The sequence below is a fragment of the Clostridium sp. genome (genome assembly GCF_018372875.1).
GTDB lineage: Bacteria > Bacillota > Clostridia > Clostridiales > Clostridiaceae > Clostridium.
On the sequence record NZ_JAHAIF010000001.1, the window covers coordinates 43,529 to 62,536 of the forward strand.

The following is a 19,008-nucleotide window of genomic DNA, read 5'->3' on the forward strand; positions in this document are numbered from 1 at the left end:
ATGATTAAAATAACTGATTTAACAGTAAGGTATAAAGAAGAAGTAGCAATAGATGGAGTTAATTTATCTATTGAAAAAGGAAAGTCTTATGCCATTATAGGAGAATCAGGATGTGGAAAAACAACCCTGCTATTTACTATGGCAGGGCTTGTTTCTAATTATGAGGGAAAATTAGAAATAGAGGGAAACACATCTTTAATACTTCAAAATTTAGGTCTTTTTAATTGGTTTACAGTAGAAAAAAATATAGAGCTTGGTTTAAATAATATAAAGATGGACAAAGAAGAAAAAAAAGAGTTGGTTGATAGAATTCTTAAGGAATTAGGGTTATATCAGTATAAAAATAAATATCCAAAAGCATTAAGTGGAGGACAGAAACAAAGGGTTGCAATAGGAAGAACACTTATAAGTAATCCTGAAATTTTACTTTTAGATGAAGCAACATCTGCATTGGATTCTATAAATAAGGAAAAGATACAAGATTTACTTTTAGATATAAAGAAAACTAGGAACAGTACAATGGTATTAGTTACTCATAGTATTGAAGAAGCTGTATTTTTAGGGGAAGAAATTGTTGTTATGAAAAAAGGAAAAATTCATAGAATAATTTTTAATAGGTATTTTGGAGATAAAGATATAAGGTGTAAAAAAGAGTATATAGAAATATGCAGTAAGGTGAGGGAGGAACTATATGATTAAAAAGATTGTAACACCGTTATATGGTATAGCTATGATTGTTATATTATGGTGGATATTAAGTTTTGTCATAGGTTCTAATATGGTTCCAACACCCTATGATACTCTTAAAGAGCTTGTTGAATTATTTCAACAGGATTTTTTATTTCATATAATATACAGTTTTTATAGAATAATGTCTTCAGTAACAATGTCCCTACTTATAGGAATACCAATAGGAATTCTGTTAGGTGTAAATAAATATATAGATAAAATAGTGTCACCTATTACTTATTTACTTTATCCAATACCTAAAATAGCATTTCTTCCTATTTTTATGGTAGTGTTTGGAATAGGAGATAAATCAAAAATTATTCTTATGATTACCATAATAATATTTCAAATCATAATTGTAACAAAAGATGGAGTAAAAGAAATAGATAAGGATATATTAATATCAGCAAAGGTAATGCGTTTTAATGGAATAAATATGATTACAAAGGTTATTTTACCAGCAATATTACCAAAGGTTTTTTCAGCTTTAAGAGTTAGCATTGGAATAGCTATTTCTGCATTATTCTTTAGTGAAAACTATGCAACTAGATATGGGCTAGGATATTTTATAATGAATTCTTGGTCTATGGTTGATTACAAGGGAATGTTTGCAGGAGTTTTGGCATTAAGTATTATGTCTTTGATAATATTTAAAATTATTGATTATTTAGAGAAGAAAATATGCCTTTGGAATAGCTAGAAATTAACATTGACATAAAAAGTGAGAGAAGTTATCATATAAAAGTTAAAAACAGAGTTAAATAATTATTTACTTTTGCACTATTAAACGAACTAGGAGGACGCACTAATGAGACAATTTTCAGAAAAACTAGCAGAAATACTAGGACCTATAGCAAACAAATTCTCGTCAAATAGATATCTATCTGCTATTAGAGATGGATTTATAACTGTAATGCCACTTGTAATTATAGCTTCATTCTTTGTTTTAATTAACAATGTAGTTTTAGATTCAACAAATGGATTATTAGGTAACTTAGGAAACTTTGATACTTATAAGGATATCGGGGTAAGTGTTTATAACGGAACTTTAGGATTTTTATCAATATTTTTAGCATTTGGAGTTGCTTACAAACTTGCTAACCACTATGATATGGATGGAATAGGAACAGGTTTTGTAGGTGTTGCATCAACTGTAGCGTTAATGCCAGGAGCTATAACAGTAGGTGGAGAAACTGTAGGAGCTTTCTCAAGTACATTTACATCTCCAACAGGATTATTTGTTGCAATTATAGCTTCAATATTATCAACTGAGATTTTAAGAGTATTACAAAAATCTAATGCTTTAAAGATAAGTATGCCAGAGTCAGTACCACCAACAGTATCTAAGAGCTTTAATTTATTAATTCCAGCTACATTTACACTAACTATATTTGGATTAGTTTCATTCTTAACTATAAAGTTTACAGGTATTGATGTATATGAAATTATAACTAATGTTATTCAAACACCTATTAAGGCAGCATTCCAAGGGCTACCAGGTATAATAATAGTTGTTATGCTTCAAGGTATATTATGGAGTTTTGGTTTACATGGATCTTTCGTATTAAGTCCAATTACAGAACCTACATTACTTACTGCTATAGATGAAAATATAAAAGCTTTAGAAGCTCACCAGGTTATACCAAACATAGTTACAAAGCCGTTTTTAGATGTGTTTGTAAATATGGGTGGAACAGGTACAACTATAGGTTTAGTTATAGCGTTATTAATATTCAGTAAAAAAGAATCTGATAGAGCAATATCTAAATTAGCTTTTGCTCCATCATGCTTTAACATAAATGAGCCATTAATGTTTGGGTTGCCAGTTGTACTAAATCCTATATATACTCTTCCATTAATATTAATTCCAGTAATTTGTTTAGTTATTGCATACTTAGCAACATCAGCAGGAATTATAGCTAAGACAGTAGTTATGGTTCCATGGACTACACCACCAGTAATTTCAGCATTCTTAGCTACAGGTGGAGACTGGAAAGCAGCTGTGCTTGCAATATTATTAATTGCATTATCAGTTATCTTATATATGCCGTTTGTAATTGCTGCAAATAAGATGAAGGATGAATATTAAAATATTTATATTAGGAACTATATCATAATTTGGTATAGTTCCTTACTTTTAGTATGTTATTAACATTATTTTTAAATTATCCAACTTAAATTTTAAAGTATCATATGAAAACATTTAAATTTTAAGTATTTGTCAAAAAATATCTAAATGTGTATAAAGTGAATATTTTTATGCTATAATGTTCGCATATAATAAATATGCTCGTATATCATCGGAAATAGGGTCCGAAAGTTTCTACCTGCTAACCGTAAATTAGCAGACTACGAGGTGAGATTGGTTAAGAAAAATATTTAACTGGAATTTCTGCACCTCAAATTGTTATTAATTTGAGGTGCTTATTATTTTTCATTAATCTTCCACTAATACGTATAAACGAGCTATTGATAAAAATACATTTAGATGGGAGATAAAACGTAATGGAAAAACACAGACAAGCAGTTGGTAGCGATGAACTATTATATGGAATAAATGATAAGCCCAAACTAGCTACTCAAATTTTATTAGGATTTCAAAATATATTTGCAGCTTTTGGAGGAATAATAGCAGTACCACTTGTAATTTCAAGTGCTTTAGGACTTGATGGGGCAACATCTACAGCTATTTTAAGTGCAACAATATTAGCATCTGGTATAGCAACAATAATACAATCAAAAGGTATCGGAAGAATAGGAGCGAGAGTTCCATGTATAATGGGGACAGATTTTACATTTGTTTCTCCAGCAATTACAGTAGGGGCAGTGGCAGGTTTACCAGGAATAATTGGTGCAACTATTTTAGGATCCATTGTAGAAATAGTACTAAGCTTTTTTATTAAACCTTTAATGAAGCTTTTTCCACCATTAGTTACAGGAACAGTTGTATGCTTAATTGGTTTAACTTTAATACCAGTATCTATGGATTGGGCTGCAGGAGGAGTAGGAGCTGCAGATTATGGTAGTTTAAGAAATGTTGTAATAGCAATGATAGTTTTAGTAATAACATTACTTCTAAATAGATATGGAAAAGGAATGGTAAGTACAGCTTCGGTTCTTATTGGTATGGTTGTTGGATATATTATTTGTATTCCACTTGGCATGGTTGATTTTTCTTTAGTAAATGAAGCAAAGTGGTTTGCACTTCCTAACATATTTGAATATGGAGTAAACTTTGACTTTAAAAATGTTATTGCATTTATACCAGCTTATATAGTAACAACTATTGAAACAGTAGGATGTTTAGCAACTATATGTCAAGTATCAAAGATTAAAGCGGATGATAAGACAATTGGTAGAGGAGTTTTATCTGATGGTATTGGAAGTGCTATGGCAGGTGTATTAGGTACTTTCCCTAATACAACATTTAGTCAAAATGTAGGGCTTATACCTCTTACAAGAAATGCTAGCCGCTCAGTGGCAATAATGGCTGGTATACTATTAGTAGGGTTAGGATTCTTCCCTAAATTTGCAGCATTAATTAATATTATGCCTCAACCTGTATTAGGGGGAGTTGGTATAGTAATGTTTGGTACAATAGCAGCTGCTGGTATAAGAACATTAAGCACAGTTGAAATAAATAATAGAAATTTATTAATTATTGCTACATCAATTGGATTAGGATTAGGTGTAACATTCCGTCCTGATTTTATAGCTAATTTACCAGAAGGATTAAGAATGATATTTGCATCAGGAATATCTACTGGAACAATAGTAGCTCTTGTTTTAAATAAGGTGTTAAAAGAGGATAAAAAAGTTATAGAGGAGAATATAGAAAATGGAAAAGTTGCATAATAAGATTTTATCAGAAGGTAGAGCTTTAAATGAAAGTGTACTAAAGGTTGATTCATTTTTAAATCATGGAGTTGACGCTAAATTAATGTACGAAATAGGTACATGCTTTAGAGAATATTTTAATAGCAAAGGAATTACAAAGATATTTACTATTGAAAGCTCTGGAATTGCACCAGCAGTTATGACTGCATTGCAAATGAATTTACCAATGGTAACTCTAAAAAAACAAACATCTAAAATATTAAATGGAGAAGTTTACCAAACAACAGTACATTCATTTACAAAGGGTAGTGACTATGAATTAACTCTTTCAAAGAAGTACATAAGTGAAGATGATAATGTTCTTATAATAGATGATTTTTTAGCTAATGGTGAGGCGGCTTTAGGAGCTATAAGATTAGTAGAGGAAGCTGGAGCTAAAGTTGGGGGAATTGGTATTGTAATAGAGAAATCTTTCCAACCAGGAAGAAAGATGCTTGATGACAAAGGATATGATGTGTATTCTTTAGCTAGAATTAAGAAATTAGGAAAAGATTTAATAGAATTCCTATAGGGTAAAAAGATAATAAATATAAGTAAGAAGCTCTGCAATTTGCTAGAGTTTCTTTTTTGTAATCTTGTTTTACATAATAGAGATTAAGAGATATAATAAAAGTGAAGATTTTGGAAATCTTATAGGGAGGTAATATAGGTGAATATTAAAGTGTTAAAGGATAGATATGCTATATGCAGATTAGAATCTGAGGATATGGTTCCTTTATGGGTAGACACAAAAAATTTTATTTCTATTACAAGAACAGAGGATGAGCTTAGTATTGTATGTATAGATAAGAATATTCCAAATGAGATAAAGAGTGAAAAAGGGTGGCGAGTATTAAAAGTAGAAGGTCCTTTAGATTTTTCACTAATAGGTATACTATCAAAGATAAGTGGTATATTAGCTAAAGAAAAAATAAGTATATTTGTGGTATCTACATTTGATACAGATTATATACTAGTAAAAGAAGAAAGTTTAGAAAATAGTATAAAAGTTTTATCAGATAACAATATAAATATTATTTAAATTAAGATCACAGAAATGTGATTTTTATTTTTGAGGATATGTTTATAGAGAATTAAAATAATAATTATTGTAAATAATTAAATAAATAACTATAATATTACATGAATTGAAATTCAGAAAAAGAGGGATATGTATGAAAAAAACAAATAATTTAGGAAAAGGTAATATTAGTAAATTACTAATATCTTTAGCTGCTCCAGCTATAGTTGCACAATTAGTTAATGTTCTATATAACATTGTAGATAGAATATTCATTGGTAGAATGGACAATGGAGAATTAGCTATGGCAGGTGTAGGTGTAGCATTTCCAATACTTATGCTTATTTCAGCATTTAGTGCTTTAATTGGTATGGGAGGAGCACCACTTTGTGCTATAAAAATGGGAGAAAAAAATAATGAGGAAGCAGAAAAGATTATGAGTAATAGTTTTGCTATGCTTCTTATCATAGCAGTTGTATTGACTACAGGATTTCTTATATTTAAAGAACCTATTTTATGGGCATTTGGTGCTAGTGAAGCCACTATAGGATATGCCTTAGATTATTTATCTATTTATGTTCTTGGAACAATTTTTGTACAAATTGCTTTAGGTATGAACTCATATATTAATACACAAGGATTTGCTAAAATTGGTATGATGACAGTAGTGATTGGTGCAATAATAAATATAGTTTTAGATCCTATATTTATATTTGTATTAGATATGGGGGTTAAAGGTGCAGCATTAGCAACTGTTGCAGGGCAAATGGTATCTGCTTTATGGGTATTAAAGTTCCTGTTTGGAAAGCAAAGTATATTAAAGATAAGAAAAAAGTACATGGTTCCAGATTTAAAAGTTGTAGGGGCAACTATGGCATTAGGAGTATCTCCATTTATAATGCAATCAACAGAAAGTTTAGTACTTATATCATTAAATACAAGACTATCTATGTTCGGTGGAGACCTTGCAGTAGGTGCAATGACAATTATGAGTAGTATAATGCAAATAGTTGTTATGCCACTTCAAGGGTTAGCTCAAGGTGCACAACCAATAGTAAGTTACAATTATGGAGCTAAGCAAATGGATAGAGTTAAGAAAACATTTAAGTTAACACTAATTAGTTGTTTGGGCTTTACTGTGATTATGTGTTCATTATTAATGATATTCCCTAATATTTTTGTAGCCATATTTAATAATAAGCCAGAACTTGTAGAAATTACTACATGGGCAATAAGAATTTACTTCTTGGGAATATTTGTATTTGGTGCGCAAATAGCTTGCCAACAAACATTCTTAGCCTTAGGACAAGCAAAGATATCCTTATTTTTAGCACTATTAAGAAAAGTAGTTTTATTAGTACCTTTAATATATATATTGCCTAACTTCTTCCAGGATAAATTAATGGGAGTACTTGTTGCGGAACCTATAGCGGATATAATAGCAACATTAACTACAGTTACTTGTTTTATGATATTTTATAAAAAGAAATTTAGAGATGTTGATAAAACAGAATAAGAAAGTTATAAAAAGTATTTAATAAAAAAGAGCAGAGAAATATATTTCCTGCTCTTTTTGCTATCCTTAAAAAAGGGGTGATACGTATAACATAATATCACTAATAAAGTTTAATTGCAATGTTTAAGTAGGTATGTATAATAAGGTAATAATTAAAGAAAAGAGTAGAATTAACACTAATAAACTCAGATTGTATTCAAGTAAAATTTACACTGTAATTACTTTATGCAATAATATGAAAATGTGATTTCTGAGAAAAAATTATTTTAGTGAGGTAAGGTATGAAAATAGGATTTGATCATGTAAAATATTTAGAAGAGCAATCAAAGTATATTTTAGAGAGAGTTAATAATTATGATAAGCTTTATTTAGAGTTTGGTGGAAAACTTATGTTTGATAAACATGCTGCAAGAGTTTTACCAGGCTTTGATGAAAATGCAAAAATAAAGTTATTACATAAATTAAGAGAAAAAGTTGAAGTTGTAATATGTGTATATGCTGGAGATATTGAAAGAAATAAGATAAGAGGCGACTTTGGTATAACATATGACATGGATGTTCTTAGACTTATTGATGACTTAAGAGCATATGATTTAGATGTGAATAGTGTTGTTATTACTAGATTTAATGACCAACCTGCAACTACAGTATTTATAAACAAACTTGAGAGAAGAGGAATTAAGGTTTATAAACATAGAGCAACTAAAGGATATCCAACAGATGTAGATACTATAGTAAGTGATGAAGGATATGGTAAGAATCCATATATTGAAACTACGAAACCAATAGTTGTGGTAACAGCGCCAGGACCAGGAAGTGGAAAACTTGCTACATGTTTAAGTCAGCTATATCACGAATTTAAAAGAGGAAATACAGCAGGATACTCTAAATTTGAAACATTCCCAGTATGGAATGTTCCATTAAAACATCCTTTAAATATAGCATATGAAGCTGCCACAGTTGATTTAAAAGACGTAAATATGATTGATTCATTCCACATGGATGCATATGGTGAAGTAGCTGTTAACTATAATAGAGATATAGAAACATTCCCAGTATTAAAGAGAATAATTGAAAAGATAACAGGTAAAGAATCTATTTATAAATCGCCAACAGATATGGGGGTTAATAGAGTTGGATTTGGTATTATTGATGATGAAGTAGTTAAAGAAGCTTCAAATCAAGAAATTATAAGTAGATACTTTAAGACTGGCTGTGAATATAAGAAAGGTTATGTTGATAAGGAAACTTACGATAGAGCTAAACTTATAATGGAAGAAGTTAATCTTAAGGAAACTGATAGAAGGGTTGTTGTTCCTGCAAGAGAAAAGTCAGCTAAATTGAAGCTTATGGCTGGTGAAAACGAGATTTGCCCAGCAGTAGCGTTAGAATTACACGATGGAACTATAGTAACAGGTAAGAGTTCATCATTAATGGATGCAGCAGCTGCTGCAACTATAAATGCTATTAAACATTTAGCTAAGATTGATGATGATATATTCTTAATTTCGCCAGTTATATTAGAACCTATTAAAAATTTAAAGGGAAATACTTTGAAGGAAAGAAATGTTGCGTTAAGTTGCCAAGAGGTACTTATGGCGTTAAGTATATCAGCAGCAACAAATCCTACAGCACAAGTTGCAATGAGTAAGTTAGGTGAATTAAGAGGTTGTCAAGCTCATTCTACAACAATACTTTCAAGAAGTGATGATCAAACATTTGGTAAGTTAGGCATAGATGTTACATGTGATGCTGAATATCCAAGTGCAAATCTATTTGATAATAATTAAGAAGCTGCCAATGGCGGCTTCTATTATTAAAAATATATAAATATAAGTTCTTATATTTATATATTTTTATATTTATATATTTTTGGTATTAAATATTATGAATAGAAGAGGGCCTGTATTACAAATAATATCATTGAGTAAAGTTGTTTAAGAATAATAGAGGAGAGTGATATTATGGCTAAGGCAGGTATGAGAAGACCAGACGTTAATGAGCCTCATGGAACAGAAAGCAATCATAAACAAAGATATGGAAAAGGAGATCCTGTTGTTCCGGAGATACAAGGAAAAGCTAAGACAGGAAATAAAAAAGCAGGACCTATTTAAGAATTTAAAATACCAGGTTATAAACCTGGTATTTGAATTTTATAAGTATTTTTTCTATCTTCTAATTTAAATTCATAAGTTATAAGTAAATCCTTGATGTTAGTAGCTGGAAATGAAATTATATCAGATGTATAAGGACCATTAGTATAATTTTCTTTAGTGAAGTAAGAAAAAAATAATTCATCTGTTCCAGGTGCGATTGAAAATGCGGAATTACATTCTGCTATTATCTTTAAGTTAGAATTATTTATTATTTTTCTTTTAATATTAGAGGTATCTACAGCTTTAGAATTATTCAATGAAATTTGATATTTATCAAATTTTATAGGATTATGAATCCAAAGGTAGGAGAAAAATATATTATATTTTTCCTGGCTCACCATTTCTTTAGATATTACTAAAACTATGTCTCTATCTTCTTGTGAAGCTTCGACTATATTTTTATTTTTAATTTTATAATTATAGTAGTTTGTTTCTATATTTTTACTACTAGTATTTTTAGAGATATAATTAAGATAGTTCCTGTTCCAGTCCTGGAAGGAAATATTATAAAATGGTTTAGCTTTATAAAACATAAATACTAAAATAAAAATAATAGGAATTAATAAAATAAAATATTTTCTTTTATTCTTAGGTTCAATAATAATTGATTTATTATAATCTTTTTTCATATAGTTCTCCAAAATAAAATATATTAATTAGATTTTAACAGAAAAACTATAAGATAAAAAGTTTTATGTATTTTGAGTGTCAAACAAAAAATGATATAATGGTATTATATTACTTTTTGGGAGGTTACATATGAAGTACAAAGTTTTAAAGAAACAAAATGTAGGAAAAATGTGTTTTGTTTGTGGAGCAGAAAATGATTTGGGATTAAAAACAGATTTTTATGAATTAGAAAATGGAGAATTAGTAGGTATATGTAAGTTTAAAGAGGGGCACCAAAGCTTCCCGGGAAGAGGACATGGAGGTGTGTCAGCTGCTTTATTAGATGAAACTATAGGAAGAGCAGCTGCAATTAATAATCCTGATTTATGGGGAGTAACAATAGAACTATCAACAAAGTATAGAAAACCAGTACCTTTAGAAGGCGAAATAAAGATAGTTGGAAGAATAACAAAAGAAACTAATAGAATGTTTGAAGGAACAGGAGAAATTATATTACCTAATGGAGAGGTTGCAGTAACTGCAAAAGGAAGGTATATAAAAATGCCTATTGAAAAAATAGCTGATTTTGATACAAATGAGGAGACTAGTGAAGAATGGTTTCCTAACTTAAAGGATACTGATCCAACTGAAATTGAATTATAAATTAATAAATATATTAAAGAGAGGGAACACCTCTCTTCCTTACTTTAAGTATGAGTTTGGTGGATATTTGTTTTGATGTGACTTGGAGCGTAGGTACGGAACAAGCAAAATAAATATCCACCACTTTTTTATTCAAACTTATATAATCCAATAGAGTCTAGAAAACTTTTATCTATTATTGGAGTATCATCCATTTGGTGTTCTTTTTTATATTTTATTACTGCTAATTCTAGTGGATAGCCATAAATACCATCTACAGTTCCAGAATAATAATTTAAATATTTTAAAGTCCTTTGAACATAATAAACATCAGTGCCTTTATCATTTGGCTCTATGTCTCTAGCATAAGGTGAAAATAGCCAACTAGGTCCACTGTAAATAATAACAGGTGTATCATAATTAACAGCATAGAAGACTTCTTTTATATTTGAATTATACATTCTTATGCAACCATTAGATGCAAGGCTACCAATTGAACTAGGATTACTAGTACCATGTATACCAAAGGTGTCCCAAGGGGCATTTAATCCTAACCAGTAACCACCAAAAGGACCATCCTTTAAAGCTTTGCTAGTTATTCTCCAATTGCCTATAGGGGATGGAGTTTCTCTTTTTCCTATAGCAATAGGATATTTCTTTACTAATGTTTTAGTTTCCTTATCAAGTAATGAAAGGGATAATTCATTGATATCTATAAAAATAATATAGTCTTTATTTTCTAAAGTAGTATCAAATGCATAGCTATAAGATGAGGAAAATAAAGTCATAAAAAAGATAAAAAAACAACAAACTCTTTTAATTTTCATATAATCACCTTTTTATATTTATATATATAAGATTAGAAAAAATGTAATAAAATATACAGTGGAAAATAATTGTTAACGTAAACATATTATGTTATTCTAAGAGAGAGATATAACTAAGGAGGATTAGCCATTGCAAAAAATAGCTTTAGTAACTGATAGTAGTTGTGATTTAGGGGAAAAGACAAGAAGAGATAATAATATAGAAATGCTACCTTTTAGAATTATTTACAAAGATAAAGAGTTTTTGGATCAAGTAAATATTACACATGATGAGTTATATAAGTCATTAAGTGAGGAAGTTCCAACAACTTCTCTACCTGATCTAGAATATACGGAAAACTTAGTATGCAGATTAAAAGAAGAAGGGTATACAGATGTTATAGTAATTACAGTTTCAAGCAGGTTATCTGGTACTCTAAATAGTATAAAGTTATTGGTGGAAGATCACAAAGAATTAAACTTTCACTTTTATGACAGTAAGACCTTAGGGTTCCCGGTTGGAGCATTGGTGTTAGAAGCATCCTTGATGATAAGAGCAGGACTAACTCCTGAAGAAATAATAGACAAGCTACATGAAGTAAAAACAAAACTACATGCATATGTTACTTTAAACACTTTAGAATTTTTAAGAAAAGGTGGAAGAATAGGTAGAGTAGCAGGAGCAGTAGGTGAAATATTACATTTAAAGCCAATAATTTCCGCAAATGAAGAAGGGGAATTATATCCATGGGGTAAGTGTAGAGGTAGAAAACAAGCAATATCCAAGTTAAGATCAATTATCCATGAGCGTTTAGAGAATTCTAGATGCAAGGTTTGGATATTAAGTGGTGCTTCACATGATGAAGCTGTTGCCTTATATGAAAGTGTAAAAAGCCATACAAACATATCTCATATATCATTAGAGATGATAGGAGCCACTATGGGAGTACATACTGGACCAGGAGCGCTGGGAGTTTGCATATTAGAAGAATAAATTATAAGAAGGAAAGATTGCTTTGCAATTTTCCTTCTTTTTTCTTACCTTAAGTACGAAGGGAATAGATATTTATTTTTCTGTGACTTGGAGCTTGCGATGGAACAAGCAAAATAAATACCCACTCCACCTTTTTATTGCCTAGAAAAGTATGAAATTTAATAATAATTATATTGAAGTTTTGATAGTGTTGTTATATATTATATATAACAGATAAATGGAGGGGTAATTATGTTAAAGATAAATAATTTTTCTAAAATATACAAAGGTAATAAAAGAGCAGTAGATAATATTTCATTAGAGGTTAAAGAGGGAGAAATATTTGGGTTTATTGGACATAATGGGGCAGGTAAAACTACAACTATAAAATCAATTGTTGGAATAAATGAATTTGATGAGGGTGACATATTAATAAATGGAATATCTATAAAGGATAATCCAATTGAATGTAAAAAGATTATGGCATATATACCTGATAATCCAGATTTATATGAATCATTAACAGCAATACAGTATTTAAATTTTATGGCAGATGTTTATGGAGTATCAGAAGCTCAAAGAGAAGAGTTAATAAAAAAATATGGAGATGCATTTGAGATAACTAATAATTTAGGTAGTTTAATATCATCATACTCACATGGTATGAAGCAAAAGTTAGCAATAATATCTGCATTAATTCATAAGCCTAAACTATTAGTATTAGATGAACCTTTTGTTGGGTTAGACCCAAAGGCTTCTCATATTTTAAAAGGGATAATGAAGGAAATGTGTGAAGAAGGAACATGTATATTCTTCTCAAGTCATGTATTAGAAGTGGTAGAAAAACTATGTGGAAGAATAGCCATTATAAAAGACGGAAAGATAGCTGCATATGGTACTGTTGAGGAAGTTAAGGGTACAAGTTCCTTAGAAGATGTGTTTATGGAGTTGATTGATAATGAATAGTTTATTTAGATTATTAAAGATAAATTATATAAATAACTTTGGATTAAATGCAGTAATTAATAAAAAAATAGCAAAAGAAGATAAAAGCAAAAGTATTAAGAGTTTTGGAATGATGCTAGTTATAGCTTTATCTGTAATAATCATGGCAACAGTTTATGCAGAAATAATAGGAGAGGCTTTAGCTCAAATTAACTTAGTACATTTATTACCAATGGTAGCTTCGTTAATAACTGTAATAATTACATTTATGCTTTCAATATTCAAAGCTGATGGAACAATCTTTGGCAGTAAGGATTTGGATTTTCTATTATCATTGCCATTAAGTTCAAGAGCTATTTTAGCAAGTAAGCTAATAGAATTATTATCATTAAATATTGGTATAAGTGCATTGGTTATGATACCTTCTACAATTGTCTATTATATAAAAAGTACAGCTAGTATAAGTTGTTTTTTATATATGATAGTAGGAATAGCTATTTTGCCGCTAATACCTATAATACTAGCATCCATAGTAGCTTTTATTCTTAATATTATGTCTTCAAAATTTAGATTTAGCAAGATTATATATAGTATTGGAATGATTGGTATAATAATAGTAATCTTTATAGGTTCATTAAAGGCACAAGATTTTATGTCTTATTTGATGATGAATGCAAGTAGTATAGAAAATATTTTTGAAAAGGCATATATTCCATCTGCTTGGTTTGCATCTTCATTAATTAATGGGAATATAATTGATTTATTAAAGTTTATAGTTATTTCTATAGTTCCATTTATTTTATTTGTATTTATATTTAGTAGAAGCTTTAAGAAAATAAATTCTAACTTAGGAGAGAGTTATCAAAAATCTAATTATAAGATATCAAAATTAAAACAAAAAGGTATGTATCAGACTTTACTAAATAAAGAATTTAAGAGATACGTTGCTTCCACTTCATATGTTTTTAATACTTTGGGAATAACAGCTATGCTAGTAATAATGAGTGTAGTATCAGTATTTTCAGGGGATGAAGTATTAGGCATGATATCTAAGGGAGCTGGAAGAGTAGTGGTTTTAGCAGTAGCAGCAATGTTTGGTGTAATGTCTGGAATGGCATCCACAACTCCATCGTCTATATCAATAGAAGGTAAAAATCTTTGGATATTAAAAAGTTTACCTATAGATATAAAGGATATATTTAAAGCAAAGGTATCAATGAGCTTAATATTAAGCATACCTGCTATAGTAATAAGTTCTCTAATTATTTCATTTGGATTGAGCTTATCAATTATAGATACTATTTTTATAATTGTATTTGCAAGTGTTTATAATGCATTTATAGCTATTTCAGGGCTTTTTATAAATATTCTTTATCCAAAGTTTGACTGGAAACAAGAAATACAAGCAGTTAAAAATACTATGAGTGTAACTATAACAATATTCTTATCAATCATTCCTGTAGGAATAGGATTTGGCGTATACAAGTTATTACCATCAGTTAATATTAGCATGTTTATGATCATAGTATTAGTAATAGAGATTATATTAGTAGCATTAGCGGTACGTATTTTAAATACTAAAGGACAGGAATATTTTAAAAAGTTATAAGATAAAGGTTAAGGAATAAATTTGTTGAAATTTATTCCTTTTATTTATAAGGTGGTGTACAATTCAATAAATGGAAATGAATACCGTATTAAGAGGTTGGGAATATGGGGTGTATAAAGTTTTCACTAAGGATGCTTTTTAAAAGTATTAAACAATGTATTTTTTATATTGTTTCAATGGTATTTGCAATTATGGTGATTTTTAATATTTTTAACTTATTGTATAACAGTGATTTTGTTAGCAAGGATCATTATGGAACATTTTCTTTGTTAACAATAATAATTTTATTGGTATCCCTATTTTTGATAGCCTTTGCTAATATGTATTTCATATCAGGAAAAGCAAAGGAATTATCAATAGCAATACTTAGCGGTAGATCCGTTTATAATGTTGGGACCATATTAACTATACAAAACATGATTATATGCGTTATAGGGATAGTACTTGGATTACTAGTTGGAGTAGGTATAATGCCAATTATAAATACAATTGTTTATAAAAATGCTGGGTTAGAGGTAAATCCATATGCCTTTAGTAGTTTGGGGTTTCTTTTAACATCACTAATAATTATTATTCAATTTGTATTTATGATACTAGTAGATATGGGGTATGCCTATAGGAAAGAAATAATAGATTTAATTAAATTTAAGAGAAAATATAGCTGTTCCATTAGTTTTAGATGGAATATCTAAATATGTAATTGAAGAGAAAGTAGACAATATATCTAAGAAATTAGGTGCTGAAGATCAGATGTATAAATATCCTCAAGAATGTTCTGGAGGGCAAAGACAAAGAGCAGCAGCTGCAAGAGCATTGGTTACAGACCCTAAAGTTATCATTGCTGATGAACCTACTGGAAACTTAGATACTAAGGCATCACATGAATTATTACAGTTTTTAAAAGATTTAAATGAAATAGAAGGAAAAACAATTGTAATGGTAACCCATGATGCTATGATTGCAAGCTATACAAAGAAGCTGGTATTTTTAAGAGATGGTAAAATAGAAGAGATAATAGAAAAAGGTGATAAAAGTCAGATGGATTTTTTCTATGATATAGTTGAAGTAACAACTAAAGAAAATAAGAATTTATTTATGGGAATGGATAGAAAGTGATATTAGGCCTCATTTATTCAAAAGTTTTTAATAGAAATTAAGAGAATAATACTTAATTATTATTGAAACAATAAGGATAAGTGAGGTGTTTTTTATGCAATTAAAAGATAGTAAAACAAAAGAAAACTTATTAAGAGCTTTTGCAGGAGAAAGCTCATGCAAGAGTATTTTTCGATGCATTAAAGAAATTTAATGGTGAAAATACAAATTTGAACAATTTATATATAAAAGAGATCAATCAATAAAATGGATGTGTACAAATTGTGGTTATATTTATGAAGGTAAAGAACCTCTTCTAATATGTCCTATTTGTTCATATCCCCAAGGATATTATATGAATTTTACTATGACACAATATAAGTAATTTTGATAGGAGGAGAACGATGGGAGAATCATATTGGATAGATTCGTCTGAAGGAAGAATTTATGGACCATTATCAGGCAGTGAAGATTGTAAATGTGGGATTATAGGTGGAGGAATAGCAGGATTAACAACAGCTTACTTATTAACTAAAAAAGGAAAAACTGTTGTGTTAGTAGATGCAAATAAGATTGGGGAAGGTTGCACAGGTAGAAATACTGGAAAGGTAACAACTCAGCATGATATTATCTATTCTAAGATTAAGAATAAATATGACTTAGAAAAGGCAAGAAATTATTATAATGGAAATAAGGAAGCTATAGATTTTATAGAAAAGATAGTTACCGAGAATAATATTGAATGTGAGTTTGAAAGAGGAACTTCTTATATTTTCGCAGAGACAGATGAAGGGTTAAGACAATTAAAAGAAGAGTATGAAGTATGCAAAGAAATAGATATAGATTGTGATTACATAGAGGAATTACCTATTCCAGTGGAGAGTAAAGGAGCAATTGCTTTTAATAATGTAGCAAGCTTTAATCCTAAAATGTATTGTGATAGATTAGGGGATTTAATAGTAAAACAAGGTGGTAAAATATTCGAAAATAGCCCTGTTACCCAAGTTGAAAGTGGAGAAAAGTGTTCATTTCAAACTAGGGAAGGAAAATGGGTTCAATGTGAACAGCTGGTATTAGCATCACATTTCCCTTTTTATGATGGAGCAGGTTTCTTTTTTTCAAGATTGGATCCTAAAAGAACTTACCTTGTAGCAGGTGAAGTACCAGAAGGATTTGCAGAGGGAATGTATATAAATGTTGAAGAGCCTGGAAGAAGTATACATTATATTAATAAAGAAAATGAACATTTATTACTTATTGCTGGAGATTCTCATAAAGTTGGTGTTGACAAGGGAATAAACCATTATGAGGTATTAAAAGAATATGGAAGAGATAAGTTTGGAATAAAGAATTATAGGTATGAATGGTCGGCAGAAGACTATATTACGCCAGATAACATACCTTATATAGGGCCTTTAAATAGCAAAAATCAGAATATATATGTTGCCACTGGCTTTGGAAAATGGGGGATGACAAATGGTACTCTTGCTGGAATTATTATATCAGACTTAATAGTTTCAGGTGAGTCTAAGTATAAAGACACATTTAATCCTTCAAGAGCTAAAGCTTTTCTATCCTCGGATTTCTTTAAGTTTAATATGGAGGTAGCTTATAACTATATAAAAGGAAAGCTAAAAGTAGGTGATATGGAGATTCATTTAGATGAGGGTGAAGGCAAGGTAATAAATCTAAATGGCAAAAGATATGGAGCATATAAAGAAGGTAAGCATACAGTTTACATAGTAGACATTACATGTACCCACCTAGGATGTGAATTAAATTGGAATGAAAATGATAAATCATGGGATTGTCCTTGTCATGGGTCAAGGTTTAATTATAAAGGGGAAGTGTTAGAAGGACCAGCAACAGAAGCTTTAAAACCATATAAATGTGGAGAGAACAAAATTAATCCTAAGATAAAATAGATTTATTTGCCATAAGAGGATATAATATTAGAATAAATATGTAAAGGGGAGTTAAATATGGTTACTTTAGAAAATGAAAAGCTAGAGGGATTTTTTAATGATGAAAATAATCCTATAAAAGATATTAATGAAGAAACTATTATTAATATGATAAAAGATAGGAATGTTGATTTTGAAAAAGCATATTATTCTTTAACTTGTGAAAGCTGTGGTGGCGAAAAGGTTGAAAATGAAAGAGCTTATAAGTTCTTAGAATATCATTTCTATATATATACTAAAAATGGCAAATATATAACAAATAGTTTAGTTGTTGAGGAAGAAGGAAAATCTTTTAATAGACTTGAAAGAGAAGGTCTAGTAGATAATAGCTACATAGTAAGTATTATTGTATGTGCAGGGTGTGGAGCTTTTAATATTGAAATAGAAGAGTTTGAAATATAGGAGAATGACTATGAGAAAGAGTAGATTAGGGAAAGTATTAATAATATTAATGGTAATATCATTAATGTTGGTTGGTTGTGGTGTTAAAGAATGGGGAGAAGAGGTAGCAGCTCCAAAGGACTTGCCAATAGCAACTATTAAAGTGAAAGACTATGGTACTATAGTAGCTGAATTATATCCTCAATATGCTCCTAATACAGTAAATAATTTTATTTCTCTTGCAAACAATGGATTTTATGATGGTATTACCTTTCATAGGATAGTTAAAGACTTTGTTATACAAGGTGGAGATCCTGATGGTAATGGTACTGGAGGTCCAGGTTATTCAATAAGAGGGGAGTTTAAGGGAAATGGATATAAGTATAATACACTTGAACACGATGAGGGTGTATTATCTATGGCTAGAGCAAAAGATAAGGATAGTGGAGGTAGTCAGTTCTTTATAGTGACTAAAAAGGCTAGTAATTTAGATGGAAGTTATGCAGGTTTTGGTAAGGTTATAGAAGGATTAGACATAGTTCACAAAATAGAAAATGCTGAAGTATCAGGTGAAACTCCTAAAAAAGAAATAGTTATAGAAGAAATAAGAGTTGATACTAAAGGTGCTAATTATCCAGAGCCAGAAAAGTTATAATATTCACCTCATAAATTTCATGATTATTTCA

21 protein-coding genes and 1 riboswitch are annotated in these 19,008 nt (G+C 29.5%); of the genes, 19 read left to right on the plus strand and 2 right to left on the minus strand.

The genetic code is table 11. The features are described 5' to 3' along the window. The 9 genes from KIB46_RS00215 to KIB46_RS00255 all read left to right on the plus strand — a co-directional run bounded on the left by KIB46_RS00215 (position 1) and on the right by KIB46_RS00255 (position 9,256). A complete protein-coding gene (locus KIB46_RS00215) occupies positions 1-699 on the plus strand; it encodes an ABC transporter ATP-binding protein (protein WP_156559597.1) in 699 nt (232 codons plus the stop codon). Continuing rightward, a complete protein-coding gene (locus KIB46_RS00220; RefSeq protein WP_156559599.1) occupies positions 692-1,429 on the plus strand; it encodes an ABC transporter permease in 738 nt (245 codons plus the stop codon). Before KIB46_RS00215 ends, KIB46_RS00220 begins: the two co-directional genes overlap by 8 nt. A 108-nt stretch (positions 1,430-1,537) precedes the next feature. After that, positions 1,538-2,818 carry a PTS sugar transporter subunit IIC gene (locus KIB46_RS00225; protein WP_156559601.1) on the plus strand — a complete coding sequence of 427 codons (1,281 nt, stop codon included), beginning with the start codon at positions 1,538-1,540 and terminating at the stop codon, positions 2,816-2,818. Positions 2,819-2,999: 181 nt separating this feature from the next. Next, positions 3,000-3,101: riboswitch (purine riboswitch) on the plus strand. Between the two features lie 133 nt (positions 3,102-3,234). Further along, a complete protein-coding gene (locus tag KIB46_RS00230) occupies positions 3,235-4,584 on the plus strand; it encodes a nucleobase:cation symporter-2 family protein (RefSeq protein WP_156559603.1) in 1,350 nt (449 codons plus the stop codon). Beyond that, entirely contained in the window at positions 4,568-5,137 is a 570-nt protein-coding gene (locus KIB46_RS00235; RefSeq protein ID WP_156559605.1) for a xanthine phosphoribosyltransferase, read from the plus strand. Before KIB46_RS00230 ends, KIB46_RS00235 begins: the two co-directional genes overlap by 17 nt. 138 nt (positions 5,138-5,275) lie before the next feature. Then, complete coding sequence (locus KIB46_RS00240; protein WP_291669868.1) at positions 5,276-5,647, plus strand: ACT domain-containing protein; 372 nt, start codon at positions 5,276-5,278, stop codon at positions 5,645-5,647. Between the two features lie 133 nt (positions 5,648-5,780). Next, positions 5,781-7,142: an MATE family efflux transporter gene (locus KIB46_RS00245; RefSeq protein ID WP_156559607.1), complete on the plus strand. Its 1,362-nt coding sequence runs from the start codon at positions 5,781-5,783 to the stop codon at positions 7,140-7,142. 281 nt (positions 7,143-7,423) lie between these two features. Beyond that, positions 7,424-8,932 carry a DUF1846 domain-containing protein gene (locus KIB46_RS00250; protein ID WP_156559609.1) on the plus strand — a complete coding sequence of 503 codons (1,509 nt, stop codon included), beginning with the start codon at positions 7,424-7,426 and terminating at the stop codon, positions 8,930-8,932. Positions 8,933-9,106: 174 nt separating this feature from the next. After that, positions 9,107-9,256, plus strand: coding sequence for a hypothetical protein (locus tag KIB46_RS00255; protein ID WP_165438814.1), 150 nt, complete (start codon positions 9,107-9,109; stop codon positions 9,254-9,256). 17 nt (positions 9,257-9,273) lie between these two features. Here KIB46_RS00255 and KIB46_RS00260 read toward each other — a convergent pair whose 3' ends face one another. Continuing rightward, a complete protein-coding gene (locus tag KIB46_RS00260; protein WP_156559611.1) occupies positions 9,274-9,927 on the minus strand; it encodes a hypothetical protein in 654 nt (217 codons plus the stop codon). A gap of 130 nt (positions 9,928-10,057) precedes the next feature. Between KIB46_RS00260 and KIB46_RS00265 the strand changes: the two genes are divergently transcribed. Further along, positions 10,058-10,570: a PaaI family thioesterase gene (locus KIB46_RS00265; protein ID WP_156559613.1), complete on the plus strand. Its 513-nt coding sequence runs from the start codon at positions 10,058-10,060 to the stop codon at positions 10,568-10,570. A gap of 128 nt (positions 10,571-10,698) precedes the next feature. On the opposite strand, the gene KIB46_RS00270 is transcribed toward KIB46_RS00265, so the two are convergent. Then, positions 10,699-11,376, minus strand: coding sequence for a L,D-transpeptidase family protein (locus KIB46_RS00270; RefSeq protein WP_291669877.1), 678 nt, complete (start codon positions 11,374-11,376; stop codon positions 10,699-10,701). 130 nt (positions 11,377-11,506) lie between these two features. Here KIB46_RS00270 and KIB46_RS00275 point away from each other — a divergent pair, with 130 nt between their 5' ends. From KIB46_RS00275 to KIB46_RS00310, 9 genes are all read left to right on the plus strand, one after another. Continuing rightward, positions 11,507-12,349, plus strand: a complete 843-nt coding sequence (locus tag KIB46_RS00275; protein ID WP_291669878.1) for a DegV family protein — start codon at positions 11,507-11,509, stop codon at positions 12,347-12,349. Positions 12,350-12,580: 231 nt separating this feature from the next. Further along, positions 12,581-13,294 carry an ABC transporter ATP-binding protein gene (locus KIB46_RS00280; protein ID WP_291669880.1) on the plus strand — a complete coding sequence of 238 codons (714 nt, stop codon included), beginning with the start codon at positions 12,581-12,583 and terminating at the stop codon, positions 13,292-13,294. Continuing rightward, positions 13,287-14,882, plus strand: a complete 1,596-nt coding sequence (locus tag KIB46_RS00285; RefSeq protein ID WP_291669882.1) for a hypothetical protein — start codon at positions 13,287-13,289, stop codon at positions 14,880-14,882. Before KIB46_RS00280 ends, KIB46_RS00285 begins: the two co-directional genes overlap by 8 nt. 104 nt (positions 14,883-14,986) lie before the next feature. Next, complete coding sequence (locus tag KIB46_RS00290; protein ID WP_291669884.1) at positions 14,987-15,574, plus strand: FtsX-like permease family protein; 588 nt, start codon at positions 14,987-14,989, stop codon at positions 15,572-15,574. Positions 15,575-15,581: 7 nt separating this feature from the next. Beyond that, entirely contained in the window at positions 15,582-15,998 is a 417-nt protein-coding gene (locus tag KIB46_RS00295) for an ATP-binding cassette domain-containing protein (RefSeq protein WP_291670003.1), read from the plus strand. A 250-nt stretch (positions 15,999-16,248) separates the two neighbouring features. Then, positions 16,249-16,362 (plus strand): rubredoxin-like domain-containing protein, encoded by a 114-nt coding sequence (locus tag KIB46_RS16340; protein ID WP_363289910.1) that lies wholly within the window; start codon positions 16,249-16,251, stop codon positions 16,360-16,362. Positions 16,363-16,381: 19 nt separating this feature from the next. After that, entirely contained in the window at positions 16,382-17,902 is a 1,521-nt protein-coding gene (locus tag KIB46_RS00300) for an FAD-dependent oxidoreductase (protein ID WP_291669886.1), read from the plus strand. A gap of 57 nt (positions 17,903-17,959) precedes the next feature. Further along, positions 17,960-18,343 carry a DUF3785 family protein gene (locus tag KIB46_RS00305; RefSeq protein ID WP_156559629.1) on the plus strand — a complete coding sequence of 128 codons (384 nt, stop codon included), beginning with the start codon at positions 17,960-17,962 and terminating at the stop codon, positions 18,341-18,343. Between the two features lie 4 nt (positions 18,344-18,347). After that, entirely contained in the window at positions 18,348-18,977 is a 630-nt protein-coding gene (locus KIB46_RS00310; protein ID WP_291669889.1) for a peptidylprolyl isomerase, read from the plus strand. The last annotated feature ends 31 nt before the right edge of the window (positions 18,978-19,008 follow it).

Excerpts from the sequence above, each read along its gene's own strand:
- KIB46_RS00285 (WP_291669882.1), top strand. The coding sequence starts at position 13,287 with ATGAATAGTTTATTTAGATTATTAAAGATAAATTATATAAATAACTTT.
- KIB46_RS00230 (WP_156559603.1), top strand. The coding sequence starts at position 3,235 with ATGGAAAAACACAGACAAGCAGTTGGTAGCGATGAACTATTATATGGA.
- KIB46_RS00235 (WP_156559605.1), top strand. The coding sequence starts at position 4,568 with ATGGAAAAGTTGCATAATAAGATTTTATCAGAAGGTAGAGCTTTAAAT.
- KIB46_RS00250 (WP_156559609.1), top strand. The coding sequence starts at position 7,424 with ATGAAAATAGGATTTGATCATGTAAAATATTTAGAAGAGCAATCAAAG.
- KIB46_RS00225 (WP_156559601.1), top strand. The coding sequence starts at position 1,538 with ATGAGACAATTTTCAGAAAAACTAGCAGAAATACTAGGACCTATAGCA.
- KIB46_RS00215 (WP_156559597.1), top strand. The coding sequence starts at position 1 with ATGATTAAAATAACTGATTTAACAGTAAGGTATAAAGAAGAAGTAGCA.
- KIB46_RS00245 (WP_156559607.1), top strand. The coding sequence starts at position 5,781 with ATGAAAAAAACAAATAATTTAGGAAAAGGTAATATTAGTAAATTACTA.
- KIB46_RS00305 (WP_156559629.1), top strand. The coding sequence starts at position 17,960 with ATGGTTACTTTAGAAAATGAAAAGCTAGAGGGATTTTTTAATGATGAA.
- KIB46_RS16340 (WP_363289910.1), top strand. The coding sequence starts at position 16,249 with ATGTGTACAAATTGTGGTTATATTTATGAAGGTAAAGAACCTCTTCTA.
- KIB46_RS00310 (WP_291669889.1), top strand. The coding sequence starts at position 18,348 with ATGACTATGAGAAAGAGTAGATTAGGGAAAGTATTAATAATATTAATG.
- KIB46_RS00300 (WP_291669886.1), top strand. The coding sequence starts at position 16,382 with ATGGGAGAATCATATTGGATAGATTCGTCTGAAGGAAGAATTTATGGA.
- KIB46_RS00255 (WP_165438814.1), top strand. The coding sequence starts at position 9,107 with ATGGCTAAGGCAGGTATGAGAAGACCAGACGTTAATGAGCCTCATGGA.
- KIB46_RS00265 (WP_156559613.1), top strand. The coding sequence starts at position 10,058 with ATGAAGTACAAAGTTTTAAAGAAACAAAATGTAGGAAAAATGTGTTTT.
- KIB46_RS00280 (WP_291669880.1), top strand. The coding sequence starts at position 12,581 with ATGTTAAAGATAAATAATTTTTCTAAAATATACAAAGGTAATAAAAGA.
- KIB46_RS00260 (WP_156559611.1), bottom strand. The coding sequence starts at position 9,927 with ATGAAAAAAGATTATAATAAATCAATTATTATTGAACCTAAGAATAAA.
- KIB46_RS00270 (WP_291669877.1), bottom strand. The coding sequence starts at position 11,376 with ATGAAAATTAAAAGAGTTTGTTGTTTTTTTATCTTTTTTATGACTTTA.
- KIB46_RS00290 (WP_291669884.1), top strand. The coding sequence starts at position 14,987 with ATGGGGTGTATAAAGTTTTCACTAAGGATGCTTTTTAAAAGTATTAAA.
- KIB46_RS00220 (WP_156559599.1), top strand. The coding sequence starts at position 692 with ATGATTAAAAAGATTGTAACACCGTTATATGGTATAGCTATGATTGTT.